The 13,251-nt window shown below is 40.2% G+C and carries 12 protein-coding genes; 8 read left to right on the top strand and 4 right to left on the bottom strand.

Going from position 1 to position 13,251, the window contains the following annotated elements:
- Positions 1-116 precede the first annotated feature (116 nt).
- Positions 117-1,499 carry a sensor histidine kinase gene (locus tag D7322_RS11520; protein ID WP_183078684.1) on the bottom strand — a complete coding sequence of 461 codons (1,383 nt, stop codon included), beginning with the start codon at positions 1,497-1,499 and terminating at the stop codon, positions 117-119.
- Entirely contained in the window at positions 1,489-2,169 is a 681-nt protein-coding gene (locus D7322_RS11515) for a response regulator transcription factor (protein ID WP_121124350.1), read from the bottom strand. Before D7322_RS11515 ends, D7322_RS11520 begins: the two co-directional genes overlap by 11 nt.
- 294 nt (positions 2,170-2,463) lie before the next feature.
- On the opposite strand from D7322_RS11515, the gene D7322_RS11510 reads away from it, so the two are divergent.
- From D7322_RS11510 to D7322_RS11485, 6 genes are all read left to right on the top strand, one after another.
- Positions 2,464-3,861, top strand: a complete 1,398-nt coding sequence (locus D7322_RS11510; RefSeq protein WP_121124348.1) for a WG repeat-containing protein — start codon at positions 2,464-2,466, stop codon at positions 3,859-3,861.
- Complete coding sequence (locus D7322_RS11505; RefSeq protein ID WP_121124346.1) at positions 3,851-4,291, top strand: hypothetical protein; 441 nt, start codon at positions 3,851-3,853, stop codon at positions 4,289-4,291. Before D7322_RS11510 ends, D7322_RS11505 begins: the two co-directional genes overlap by 11 nt.
- 82 nt (positions 4,292-4,373) lie before the next feature.
- Positions 4,374-4,934: a YeeE/YedE family protein gene (locus tag D7322_RS11500; RefSeq protein ID WP_220700063.1), complete on the top strand. Its 561-nt coding sequence runs from the start codon at positions 4,374-4,376 to the stop codon at positions 4,932-4,934.
- A complete protein-coding gene (locus tag D7322_RS11495) occupies positions 4,935-5,348 on the top strand; it encodes a DUF6691 family protein (protein ID WP_121124344.1) in 414 nt (137 codons plus the stop codon). It begins immediately after the preceding gene.
- Between the two features lie 58 nt (positions 5,349-5,406).
- Positions 5,407-6,222, top strand: a complete 816-nt coding sequence (locus tag D7322_RS11490) for a sulfite exporter TauE/SafE family protein (RefSeq protein ID WP_121124342.1) — start codon at positions 5,407-5,409, stop codon at positions 6,220-6,222.
- Positions 6,223-6,234: 12 nt separating this feature from the next.
- Positions 6,235-7,632, top strand: coding sequence for an MBL fold metallo-hydrolase (locus D7322_RS11485; protein ID WP_121124340.1), 1,398 nt, complete (start codon positions 6,235-6,237; stop codon positions 7,630-7,632).
- A 77-nt stretch (positions 7,633-7,709) separates the two neighbouring features.
- On the opposite strand, the gene D7322_RS11480 is transcribed toward D7322_RS11485, so the two are convergent.
- The gene (locus D7322_RS11480) at positions 7,710-8,567 is read right to left on the bottom strand and encodes a hypothetical protein (RefSeq protein ID WP_147430381.1); all 858 of its coding nucleotides are present in this window, start codon (positions 8,565-8,567) and stop codon (positions 7,710-7,712) included.
- 160 nt (positions 8,568-8,727) lie between these two features.
- On the opposite strand from D7322_RS11480, the gene D7322_RS11475 reads away from it, so the two are divergent.
- A complete protein-coding gene (locus D7322_RS11475; protein ID WP_121124336.1) occupies positions 8,728-10,605 on the top strand; it encodes a M1 family metallopeptidase in 1,878 nt (625 codons plus the stop codon).
- A gap of 143 nt (positions 10,606-10,748) precedes the next feature.
- Here the strand turns inward: D7322_RS11475 and D7322_RS11470 are convergent, their stop codons facing one another.
- A complete protein-coding gene (locus D7322_RS11470) occupies positions 10,749-11,870 on the bottom strand; it encodes a glycoside hydrolase family protein (protein WP_220700062.1) in 1,122 nt (373 codons plus the stop codon).
- A gap of 225 nt (positions 11,871-12,095) precedes the next feature.
- Between D7322_RS11470 and hemW the strand changes: the two genes are divergently transcribed.
- The gene (hemW, locus tag D7322_RS11465; protein ID WP_121124334.1) at positions 12,096-13,223 is read left to right on the top strand and encodes a radical SAM family heme chaperone HemW; all 1,128 of its coding nucleotides are present in this window, start codon (positions 12,096-12,098) and stop codon (positions 13,221-13,223) included.
- The last annotated feature ends 28 nt before the right edge of the window (positions 13,224-13,251 follow it).

Raw genomic sequence — 13,251 nt, 5'->3', positions numbered from 1 at the left:
AGATTTATTCCTTTATAGTTTGAATAAATCGTGATGGTTTCATATGATATACCTATCTCTGGTACAAGTATATCATGGCAAATTAAAAATGGAATAAGGATGAGATTAAAATAAGATTAGAAAGCAATTTTAGGCAGCGTGACAACAACCTGGGTACCTTGCCCTTCTGCAGAATAAAGATTGAGCTCAGCACCATGGAGATCGAAGATATTCTTGGCTAAAACAAGCCCCAGGCCATTTCCATAGATATCCCCGACATTGGAAGCGCGATAAAAGGAAGTAAAAATATGGGGCTGATCTTTCTGCGGAATTCCGATCCCTTTATCAAATACTTTAATTGTAATATTTCGGTCATCACAGCTAATAGCGACCTGAACCTGCTCACCATTGCCATATTTATACGCATTGGAGATAATATTGCTAAATGCGATATAGAACAGATCGGGATTAGCAAATACAGTTAACTCATCGCTATCCTCAGGGATTTGAGTAAGGTCAAAGGACAACCTAAAATCTTTATGAATGCTTCGTTCAGCCTTATAAATTTCATAGAGCAATTCGTCGATGCGAATGAGCACCTTATTATCTACCTCTCCTTTAAAGCCCATACGGGATAATTGAAGGAGATTATTAATAATGAGTTCCATCTTATCCGCATATTTCGCAATCGTCTCCAATGAATAATAGGCTTCGTGTTCTTTTGGGATTAGATTTCGTGCAAGTTCGGCCTCACCACCAATAATTGTTAGCGGTGTCTTTAATGAATGGGATGCATTTCCGATAAAACTCTGTTGCGACTGTACAGAAATATCCAAACGACTGAGCATCGAGTTGAGGTTAGCAATTAATACCCCTAGCTCATCTTTAGCATTGCTGAATTTACTGGATAGTCTATAGTCCAGATTAGCAATATCCACTTTCCCCAAATCACTGTTGATATCTTTTATAGGCTTTAGTAGTCGATCTGCAAAATAAAATGACATGAGGATAATCAATAGAATTGCTAAGAATCCACCTGTAATCAAGGTATGATCTAATTGTCGTTGTTCATCATGGCCATACTCATCTATACCTTCGGATACGACTATAAGGTTGTCGTGATGGAGATTGTCATTAAAGAATACCGCAACAAATGCAGTCTTGTTATGCATATATCTGCCTTTGCCATTCTTAATAACTTCTTTATAAAAGCTCATGGGCATGGGTAGATTAGGTTTAAACCGAATACTGTCGCTACCTTTCACCACCCGCAGCAAATGGTCTGTCCCTTCGGACAGCTGCTTGAGGTATTTGCGTTTTACCTGAATATATAATTCTTTGTTTTCTTCTTTTTGATGGACTATATGATCTCCAACGATAACTGCATTTTCTTCTAAACGGTGAAAAAACTTAGTCTGCAAACTATCGTAGGTAAAATAAGAAACATAGAGGGCAAAGACAACAAGCAAAAGCGTGCTGATGATTGAAAATAAGAGTACAATCTTGGTCCTAATTTTCATGACGGATGACATAGCCCATACCGATAACCGTATGGATTAATTTACGGGCAAACTGTTTGTCAATTTTTTTCCGAAGATAATTGACATACACATCCACGACATTGGTGCTCAGATCGACGTCCATACCCCATACTTCCTCCAGGATATCTATCCGTGTTAATACTTTATTTCGATTGAGCATTAAGAATTCCAATAAACGGAACTCCGTAGCTGTGAGTATGATGGGCGTATTTCCTCGTTGTACCGATTTACTGTCCCGATCCAGTTGCAGATCGTCGAACGTCAGCACATTCTTTTGTTCGCTAACGGTTTTGGATTTACGGCTGTAGCGATTGACCCTGGCCTTTAGTTCTTCCAGACGAAACGGTTTGGTGAGGTAGTCGTCAGCATCACGTTCAAAAGCCGCAACAATATCTTCTGTTTGGTTTAATGCTGTCAGAATAATTATAGGAATCTCATTATTGGACATACGGATGTTTTTGCATACATCCAGACCATTCATCCCCGGCAGCATTACATCCAGCAAAATGAGATCATAATGATTTAAGCCGGCCATTTTCAACCCAGTATAGCCGTCCATTGCAATGCTAATGTTATAGCCTTCTTCCTTTAGTCCTCTTTCTATTAATGATATGACCGACGGTTCGTCTTCTATAAGCAATAGTTCCACAGATATTGTTTTAAAAAGTAAATTTAAGGTTTGTAAAATACAAAAATATCAGCAGAGGTCTTATATAAACCGTTGTATATCATAAAATTCGATCTTTCTTGACTTTTATATGATACTTTTTACGATGATACAAGCGGCAGAGTTACCTACGGTCTGATTTTTACCACTTATTTTACAAAATGGCATTCGCTCACAATAATATCAAAATTTTTGCATGATTTTTCTCAAATGACAAAAGATTATTTCACAAACCAGCCAAATTTCAATACATTCGTATTTTAATTTGTATTCCTAATGAAACATTTTTTCCTTTGCATAGCGTTTTTCACATTAATTTTTGTAAAAACAGGTTCGGCACAACAAAAACTATTCAAAATCACCTATCAGTTTGCAGATCCCGAAACAGGTACAGACACATCAAGTTCCGAATTTATCAAAATATTGGCCGGTAGTGGAGAGGCGTTGATGCATGCCTATATCCGCAACGACCAAATGCGCGTAGAAACACTACTTTTTGGAAAATCAGTACAAATTAGCAATATAAAAGAAAAGACCTCCTATCTGATAGATGAAAACAGCAAAACCTACACACCGACCGATCTTGCGTCCGGCAAGCTTATTGAAACCTCAGAAGGTAGTGATTACGCCTACTCTAGTGATTTTGAAATCAGCTTAATTCCGAATGAGAAGAAAATTATCGCCGGCTTGTCCTGCAAAAAAGCAACATTTAATCTCGCTGGCAGTAAAGATAAACAAACTGAAATCACCGTGTGGTATGCGGAACATTTACCAAAATTATATTGGGGAACCTACGATTATCTAGAAAAAGTACCAGGAGCAGCATTATATATCGGAGCAGAAGGCCTAGGAATTCAGGCAACTAAAGTCGAAGAAATACCTTATGACGCTACATTATTTGAGATTCCAGCAGGCTATGAAGAAGGAGAAGCTGAAGAAACAGCCGCCGACTCTGCCCTAAATGACCATTTGTCTTGGTATCAGGATCCCAATACTGAATTTTTTGGGGTAAAGGATAGCCTCGACAACAAACTCACACCAGCAAAATATGCTTCTATTTACGCATATGTAGGTAATTACGCAATTGTCACTGATGCAGCACAGATGTTTGGTCTAATCGACCTACAAGGTAGAGAAGTTATCACATGTCAATATGAATCGCTAAGTTTAGATACGGAAGGCGCACCGGTAGTCTTTATGAAAGACCAGAAGTATGGCCTATTGGATTATACAGGAAAACTACTGCTCGCTGCACAATATGATTTTATCTCCATTCCTAGTTTAAGTCACGCGCTGTACACCGAAGGGGACTATACCGGTGTGCTCGATCTGAAAGGCAATATATTGATCCCTGCAAAATATGAGACAATAGCTGAGTACCGGGACAATATGGCACTCATTATCGAAAATCAGATCTATCAGTTGGTTGATAAATCCGGTAAAAAATTATTACCCACAGGTAATGAATTCCTATCTTTCGCTGGCGAAAAATTACTATTGGTATTTAAAGACAATACCTATGGATATATAGACTACAGTGGAAAAGTGGTCATTCCATCTAAATTCCAAAATGCACAACCCTTTGAAAATGGTTTAGCCTTGGTCAGTGAAGACCTGGAGAATTTTTACTATATTAATGCAAAAGGAAAGTTTATAAAAAAGTATGAAGAGTAACCCACAAACATTCCATCTTTCAACATTGCATCGCGGAAAATACATGTTTATTCTGTTGACCTCAATTCTATTGATAGGGACAGGGATGTCTAAAGTTCCAATTCAGGAAATTTACAAGATCATCGTTGCTCTTCTAATGGTCCCATTGGCACTGTATTTAGCGATAAAATGTTCTACACTGGAGTCAACATGGCAATTGGACACGGGTACGCTGCGCATCAGCAATTCAAAAAAGACAATTGAATTCCCATTGAGCAACATTTCACATATCCGAAATCTCAGGCGCTCCGGTGGCAATTTGATTATTATAAACCAAAACAAAGGTTCCGCTTTTCGTACCTGGCGCAATAAATTATTCCAAAAAGAAGATGACCTACCGTTATTAGTCGAGGCCCTCAAGGAAGCCAACATTGAATATTACGATATGTAATAACGCACATTCCACGGTAACATTTGTTACCGTTTTTTGTAATAGCGCTATGTACCTTTGTCATATAACTTTAGAACAAGCTATGTTATTGGAATACATCAAACAACCATGGCCTTGGTATATTTCAGGGCCTTTAATTGCATTAGTCATGTACTTGTTGTTAAAACAGGGGAAGGATTTCGGCATGTCGAACAATCTGCGGACAATGTGTACGGTATTAGGTGCCGGTAAATCATCCTCTTTTTTTCGCTTCGACTGGAAGACGCAAGCCTGGAACCTTCTTGTGGTACTCGGGACCGCCATTGGAGGATTCATCGCCCATTACTTTTTAAGTGACGGGACCGCTGCGCAAATCAATGCAAAAAGTGTCGCTGATTTAAAGGAACTGGGCATAATAGATCATCTACAGGGCTATCTTCCTGAATCTATCTTTATTTTTAACGGCTCTTGGCTTCAGTTTCTAATACTGAGCATTGGCGGACTATTGATCGGTTTCGGGACAAGATATGCCGGGGGTTGCTCGTCTGGACACGCCATCTCAGGACTCAGTAATTTCCAGCTCCCCTCTCTAATCGCAGTCATTGGCTTTTTTATAGGTGGCATCATCATGGTTCACTTCTTATTTCCTTTAATCTTCGCATAAATGAAAGCAGTAAAATTTATATTGATCGGGATCTTATTTGGGATCATTTTATACAAATCAGAAGCAGCTTCATGGTATCGCATTTATGAGATGTTTCAGTTCCGCTCTTTCCACATGTATGGCATGATCGGTACGGCACTCACAACAGCGATTATCATTGTACAAATTATCAAACGGAAAAAGATTAAAGACAGCAATGGCATGCAGATCGCATTTCAGGCAAAAGACAAAAGCATCACACGCTATCTTGTCGGTGGCACCATTTTCGGACTGGGCTGGGCATTGTCAGGAGCCTGTCCGGGACCTATGTTTGCATTGATCGGCTCAGGCTATTGGACATTGGGCATTGTACTAATCTTCGCCATCCTAGGGACATGGATCTATGGTTTAATTAGACACAAGCTGCCTCATTAAGCCGAGAATAGATGATCATGAGCCTGTGGGTATAACGATAGCATTTGATTTAGCAAGAATGGAACTACTATTTATAATTGGCTTTTTATTGGCGATATTGGTTGGGCTATCAATGGGTTTGATGGGGAGTGGCGGCAGTATTTTAACACTACCGATCTTCGTGTACCTATTTCATATTGAGCCCCAATATGCTCTTGATTATTCCTTGTTTTCCATTGGAATACTGGCCATAATCGGCTCAATCACCCCCCTGGCCAGAGGTGAAATAGATCTAAAGACCACAGCAGTCTTTTTAATTCCGTCTTTACTGTCGGTCTACTTGACCAAGCGACACTTGTTGGCTGCCATACCAGCGCAATTTCATCTTGCAGAAATAGCGATCTCCAGAAATCACGTTATTATGTTGCTGTTTTCGATTGTTATTCTAATTTCCGCACTGGCAATGATCCGCAGAAGGAAACAGGTCGAAATACCAGCCATTACAATGCATATAGGTCAAGTCCTCAAAGTTATCACAGCAGGTTTACTGGTGGGTATCTTGACGGGGCTTGTCGGCGCTGGCGGCGGATTTATTATTGTACCCGCTTTGGTGCTTCTGCTGGGGATCCCCTTGAAGCAAGCAATTGCGACATCGTTATTCATTATTGGATTAAACGCGTCCTTTGGTCTGGTCGCCAACTACCAACTCTTGAACCACATGAATTGGCCGATATTGCTTACTTTTACGTTAATCACTTTAATAGGCCTTCAGATTGGTTCCAAATGGAAGGACAAATTGGAGGTAGTACGACTACAGGGGATCTTCGGTTACTTTCTGATCAGTATCGGTATCCTAATTTTCACTTTCGAAATCATTCAATTCGTAAATCACTAAAAATCATATATTATGTTTTTTCAACACATTTTTGAGTCATCTTTAGCACATTCAAGTTATTTAATTGGCTGTCAGGCCAAAGGTGTTGCCATGGTAATTGACCCCAAAAGAGATGTCGACACTTACTTAGCGATTGCAGCAAAAAACAATTTAAAAATTACACATATTGCCGAAACACATATCCATGCTGATTATCTCTCCGGAACATTGGAATTAGCTGAACTAACAGGCGCCCAATGTTATCTTTCCGACGAAGGAGGCAAAGATTGGCAATATGAGTTTCCCCATATCGGATTAAAAGATGGTGATCAGATCCATCTTGGAAATCTAATTTTTAAGGTGCTTCATACCCCTGGACATACGCCTGAGAGTCTTAGTTTTGTTTTAATTGATACGCCAGCCACAATGGATCCGGTGATGATATTTACAGGTGATTTTGTATTTGTTGGAGACATTGGCCGTCCAGATCTTTTGGAGAATGCCGCTGGACTCATTGGCACCAAAGAAATAGGTGCACAGCAGATGTTTAAGTCTTTACAGCATTTTTTGACTTTACCAGATTATATCCAAGTGTGGCCTGCCCATGGCGCTGGATCAGCATGTGGCAAAGCATTGGGTGCTGTACCTAGTTCAACGGTTGGTTATGAACGGATACGCAACTGGGCGCTGCAATACCAAAATAATGAAAGTGGTTTTATAACTGAACTTTTAGAAGGACAACCTGAGCCACCGCGTTATTTTGCCCAGATGAAGAAGCTTAACAAAATCAAGCGACCACTACAAACAAGCGTGCCTCAGTACCCGAAACTTTCAACGGCAGAATTCAACAAACTATATCAGGCAGGTACAACGATCATTGATACACGGCATAAATTTGACTTCGCCAAAGGCTATCTTCCAGGCAGCATCAACATACAGCATAATCGGACATTCAATACCTGGGCTGGCTGGATCTTGGATTACACAAAACCTTTTGTACTTATCATGGATGAAAACGAAAAGGAAGAGATTGCCCGCAAGCTAATGCGCATCGGCCTCGATCATGTTGCCGGATATATTACTCTGGAAACAATTCCTCAATTGGGAATTCCCTTGGAACAACAGCAGCTTATTGGGTTCCAAGAGATGAATGCTGTACTGGAGAATCCGAATGTTCAGATTCTCGATGTCAGGAATACAGCCGAATTTACAGCAGGACATCTGCCACATGCCACACATCTCTTTGTTGGAACAATTGAAGACAATCTGGACAAAATTGATCGCACAAAAGAATTATACCTGCATTGTCAATCTGGAGACCGGGCGACAATTGCAGCCTCAATATTAGCTAAAAACGGGATTAAAGACGTTAAGATTTACAGTGCTTCCATCAACGACTGGATTGCAAAAGGGGGAATATTAGTTAAGTAGGATACTAAATAAAATAGCTCCAGAAACAAATCCTGGAGCTATTTTGTCTTTCTGTTATTGTAGTTATTAAAGGGCTTTTATAGACTGTTCCTATTAATTCGCAGAAATTCAATAACCTCATCCTTCTTCTCTTCCATCTTCCCTTTCTTCTCGACAAATTGATGATTATAGATGGTCAGGTATTGATGGTCATCGGTATCCGATTCGTACACCTCTGCAGTTGCAAAAGAAAAATGCTCTTCTTCATCGGAAAGATGATCGTAGACATAGGCAAAATCATGATTTGCCAACGTATTTGCCATGGCATCTTTATCCTCAACAAACTTTAATCTTCCAGGCAAAATTCTCTTTTTCATCCACATTTCGTCTTTCTCTGAAAAAGGATAAATGGTAATGCCCCTAAAAGCCATAACAATAGGTGTAATCAGGATGATTGCCATTTCAATAGCCCAGACGGCCCAGAGCATCGCACCGGAAACTGGCGACTTCTTCAAGGTAAAAGTACCAACCTCATTTAGCCCCTGCAGCGCCTCCCAGATAAATGATGGATGCATAAAAAATGCTTTAAAACCTTCCAGACTAAAAGAAGATTTTACCCAAGTGTCACCACCCATGGTACCTTCAGCATTATACATCAACGAAACGAACAGCGCCCACTGTGCATAAAAACCAACTAGGGCAACAATCAGAGTGATGATAATCGCGACGCCTTTATTTCTTAACTTCCATTGTTTGAAACAAAAATTGAGCAGATAGAACAGTCCGGCGCCAAACCCAAGTGTGATAAATACATTGAAATAGACGATCGGAATAAACCATTGTAAAGCAATGTAGATAATGGCCAGAACAACCGCTCCGACAATACCTAACACAAGTGAACCGATTAATGCTAAAGCAGGCGCCTTCCCCGAAGGCTTATAATACAGATTTTCCATAAATTTATTTGCAATATTTGTTAACTCAACAGATAAATTTTCTAACCAAAACCAAGCCAATTATTAATAATCAAATCACTTTTCGTCAAGATTTGATGACATTTACCTCGATTAGGTTGATTAATCGGCATTTCTTGAGACAATTTTGTAAGTTTGGAGCATGAAAATCAAAATATTGTCCTTTCTAGCGCTTATATGTGTCATAAATATTGGAGGACAGGAAGTAAAGGCCCAGAGAAAAGGATTCTGGCAGCAGAAGGTTGACTATACAATGGATGTCAACGTGGATGAAAAAGCTTATCAATATGATGGAAAAATGGCTTTGAAATATAGCAACAATTCAGGTCAATCCTTAAAAAAAGTCTATTTTCATTTATATTTTAACGCATTCCAACCAGGATCAATGATGGATTACCGATTGAAAAATATCAGTGATCCAGATAAACGGATGGTATCCAATATTGGCACCAAAGAAAAACCAATATTGCAAAGCCGTATCGAAACGTTACAACCAAACCAGATCGGTTACCAAAAAATTAAAAGCCTCAGCATGAATGGGGCCAATACAAGCTATAAGATTGATGGGACGATATTGGAAGTGACCCTACCCACTGCGATCCAGGACGGAGAAACAGCAAATTTTAATATGGAATGGACAGCACAGGTACCTGAGCAGATCCGTAGGTCAGGCCGTAACTCGGCAGAAGGTGTAGCACTTTCAATGGCACAATGGTATCCGAAGATGGCACAGTTTGATGAATTCGGCTGGCACCTTGATGAATATATCGGCCGCGAGTTTATCGCACCTTTCGGCAACTTTGACGTCACTATACACCTCAACAAAAACTATGTTGTCGGTGCTTCAGGTGTTCTTCAAAATCCAAATGAGGTGAAAGGCTATCAGGCAAAAGCTAAAATAAAAACCAATCAGGACAAAGCGACCTGGCATTACAAAGCCGAAAACATCCATGATTTTGTCTGGGCTGCAGATCCCAAATTCGTTGTAGATTCCGCCTCAAGCAAGAATGGCATAAAAGTTTACACGGTGTATCTCCCTACTGACAAAGAAGTTATATCAAACTGGAAAACAGCTCTCGGCCTATCAACTGAGTTTTTCGATTTCTGTAGTGCTAAATTCGGCAAATATCCTTGGCCGACTTATACCATTATTCAGGGGGGCGATGGCGGCATGGAATATGGCACCGCGACGTTAATTACCGGTGGCCGTAATCTAAAAAGCCTTGTTGGCGTTATCTTCCATGAATCTGCTCACTCCTGGTATCAGCATTTATTCGGGATCAATGAAACCGTTGATGAATGGTTTGACGAAGGATTCACTTCCTATGTTGAAGAATTAGCGATGCAACATCTTTTTGAAAAACGGGGAGCCATTGCATCCAATCCACTTATCGATGCTTATCGCGCTTATTATAAATTAGCACTTTCAGGCAAGGAAGAGCCGATGAGCCTGCTTGCGGACTATTATAATACAAATTATGGCTATAGTAACGAAGCTTATAATAAAGGTGCTGTTCTGGCTGAGCAATTAGGCTATATTATCGGTCAAGAAAATCTAGAGAAAACCTTTTTGAAATTCTACGATAGCTGGAAATTCAAACACCCGACACCTAATGATTTCAAGCGTGTCGCAGAGGAGGTATCAGGCATAAACCTGAAGTGGTATTTCAATTTATTTATCAATACCACACGTCAAATTGATTATGCAATCGGTCATGTTACCGATTCAGAAATTCAACTGCTCAATAAATCAAACTTTGCGATGCCACTCGATATACTTGTAGAATATCAAGATGGAAGCAAAGAGCTATTTTACATCCCTTTACGTGAAATGCGCGGTGAAAAACCGGCGGAAAATTTTGAAATCTATAAGGGTATAAAACGCACTGTACTGAAAGATTGGTTCTGGACCAACCCTGAATATAAAATCTCAGTCAATAAGGCCCCTAAAACCATCACAATAGATCCTTCGCTTCGACTTGCGGATGTAGAATCAGCGAACAATAGTCTGACACGCTGATTTTAATACTGAAAGATAGGCATTGCAGCAGATTATATAAAAGAACTACTTTTTGAGAACTTAATAAGCCCTGATAAATTGCAATTTATCAGGGCTTATTTTTATTTGAACGGAATGAAGGTTGTCCAGGGAACGGTAAAATACTATCCTCTCAATGGAATGACCATATTCCAGGTCCGTTCAAACTGATAGGACTCGGATCCATCTCCTGTAGCCGCAAAAAGATGTGTCGGTTTCCCATTTTCAAATAGTAAAAATGGCCGCTCAAAATTAGCTTGATGGCTGACAGTCCCATCATTCCAGCGGATCGTCTTGGAATAGGCTTTGACGGCTTTTGACAGATGCCAATCGATTCCATCTTTCGAATATGCATGGATGCCGCCACCCTCTTCCCCACAGATTTTGCCATAGCGGTCTTTCATAATCAATTCAAAATGCTGACCATTATGCCATACGAAAGGATCTTCCACATCATTTTCATGATTTTGATCAGTATGGAAAGAAAAAATAGGCTTGTTGGACAAACGAAGATATGGCCCCAGGAACGAATCAGCTTGTGCCGCGCCCAATAGTAGAGGGGGATTATAATTCACCGGTGATGATTTATAGATCAGATATACTTTTCCATCTGGCAGGACTACCGGAGAAGGATTGGATGTTATGGAAGCATCCCACTCGCCCTTCCTCGGATTCAAAATGGGCTGATCAACGCGCTTCCAAGGACCTGATATCGACTTTGAATAGGCCATTCCGATGCGTTTATGCATCCAGGCCTTCTGTCCCAAACCCGATTCCCAAACATTCTCGGAATAACCAGGATTGGGCGCCTCATAATTGTTTCCAAAATAATAAAGCACATAATAGTCACCGTTTTTAACGATCCGGGGATTATGGGTTGTACAACCATCAAAATACTTTTTCCCGCGGGCAGGCAATACCACCTCAACAAATTCGTAGGGTCCTTCTGGGGTATCGGAAATTGCCCGAACAACTTCCGAATTGGTTACCCAATTACCAAAGCCATATTTTTTGCTCCAACGTGACGCAAACATATGATACCGACCATCCTCCCCCTTAATCACTGAAGGATCCCATATCCAATAGTCTGCCATGGCAAATCCGCCGCCCCTTGGTGCTGGGAGCAACTTATCAATAAATGCTTCTTCATAAGGTTTATCCAAAGCGAAGCCTTGCTGTGAAAGCAGCAGCATACTCGATGCACCAATGACATTCTTCAGAAAGTCACGACGGGAGGATATTTTCATAAGATTAGTTTTTTGATTATGTAAAATGAACCTGACCATCAAGATAGAAAATATATTTTTAAAATACTATTTCTAAAAATACCCGCATTCAACATTGACGTGACATAACACCGGGTATTGCTCGCCAATAAAAATATCTAAGAGAATGGGGGAAACGACTGCCCAAATGGAAGAAAAAATGTGAATAAACGATGAAGTTGGACCAGTCTTGGTATATTTGTGCCCATGATTTACATCCATATCCCGTTCTGCAAACAAGCTTGCCATTATTGTGATTTCCATTTCAGTACTTCACTGCAATACAAGACCGAAATGGTCAATGCCCTTTTGCGAGAAATCGAACTTAGGTCTCCGTATTTGGAAGACAGAAAAGTTGAATCCATCTATTTTGGTGGTGGGACTCCCTCTCTGTTGGAGACGGACGAAATCTCAAGGATCATTGATGCTGTTGCCAAACAATTTGACATAAGTGATCATGCTGAAATTACGTTGGAAGCTAATCCAGATGATCTTAATGCCGCAAAAGTGAATGCATTAAGATCAACTCCCGTGAACAGGTTCAGTATAGGGGTACAGTCTTTTTTTGAGGAAGATCTGAAATGGATGAATCGGGCGCATACCCAACAGGAAGCATCCGCAGCAATCATGCGTGTACAGGATGCAGGATTTGAGAATATCACCTGTGATCTTATTTATGGCTACCCCTTGTTGACCGATGAAAAATGGCGCTACAATATGCAACAACTGATCGATTTTGCGATCCCCCATATTTCTTCCTATTCAATGACTGTGGAAGCTAAAACAGCACTAGATCATTTCATCAAGAAGGGCATGAGTCCGGCCATTGATTCAGATCAGGCGGCTGATCAGATGAATCTGCTGATCGAAACATTGAAAAGTGCGGGTTATGAACAATATGAAATTTCCAATTTTGCTAAAAATGGTTTATATGCACGTCACAATACCAACTATTGGAAAAGCAAACATTACCTAGGTATCGGCCCTTCAGCCCATTCATTCAATGGTCATTCCAGATCTTGGAATATCGCCAATAATGCCAAGTATATCGGCTCCATACAGACCAACCAGCTTCCCTTGGAAATCGAGCATCTATCTGTTCGCGATCAGATTAACGAGTGTATTATGACCTCACTGCGCACCATGTGGGGCCTGGATCTGGAGCAGTTAGAAAAGAATTTTGATTACTCCGTTAAAAGCAAAATAATAGAAGATGCCGCACCATTTCTCGAGCAGCAACAATTAATTTTAGACGATAATAAATTAAGATTAACAGATTCTGGTAAATTAATGGCGGATCATATCATGTCCGAATTATTTATTATTGAAAATTAACAACAAAACAATCTAAAAAATTATCAAA

The organism is Sphingobacterium puteale (genome assembly GCF_003627955.1).
Taxonomy (GTDB): domain Bacteria; phylum Bacteroidota; class Bacteroidia; order Sphingobacteriales; family Sphingobacteriaceae; genus Sphingobacterium; species Sphingobacterium puteale.
Note: the sequence above shows the minus strand (reverse complement) of the source record. Positions and strands in the feature narration are given on the sequence as shown.

Coding starts and splice junctions, on each gene's coding strand:
- D7322_RS11520 (WP_183078684.1), bottom strand. CDS start 1,499: ATGAAAATTAGGACCAAGATTGTACTCTTATTTTCAATCATCAGCACG.
- D7322_RS11510 (WP_121124348.1), top strand. CDS start 2,464: ATGAAACATTTTTTCCTTTGCATAGCGTTTTTCACATTAATTTTTGTA.
- D7322_RS11505 (WP_121124346.1), top strand. CDS start 3,851: ATGAAGAGTAACCCACAAACATTCCATCTTTCAACATTGCATCGCGGA.
- D7322_RS11500 (WP_220700063.1), top strand. CDS start 4,374: ATGTTATTGGAATACATCAAACAACCATGGCCTTGGTATATTTCAGGG.
- D7322_RS11495 (WP_121124344.1), top strand. CDS start 4,935: ATGAAAGCAGTAAAATTTATATTGATCGGGATCTTATTTGGGATCATT.
- D7322_RS11490 (WP_121124342.1), top strand. CDS start 5,407: ATGGAACTACTATTTATAATTGGCTTTTTATTGGCGATATTGGTTGGG.
- D7322_RS11485 (WP_121124340.1), top strand. CDS start 6,235: ATGTTTTTTCAACACATTTTTGAGTCATCTTTAGCACATTCAAGTTAT.
- D7322_RS11480 (WP_147430381.1), bottom strand. CDS start 8,567: ATGGAAAATCTGTATTATAAGCCTTCGGGGAAGGCGCCTGCTTTAGCA.
- D7322_RS11475 (WP_121124336.1), top strand. CDS start 8,728: ATGAAAATCAAAATATTGTCCTTTCTAGCGCTTATATGTGTCATAAAT.
- D7322_RS11470 (WP_220700062.1), bottom strand. CDS start 11,870: ATGAAAATATCCTCCCGTCGTGACTTTCTGAAGAATGTCATTGGTGCA.
- hemW (WP_121124334.1), top strand. CDS start 12,096: ATGATTTACATCCATATCCCGTTCTGCAAACAAGCTTGCCATTATTGT.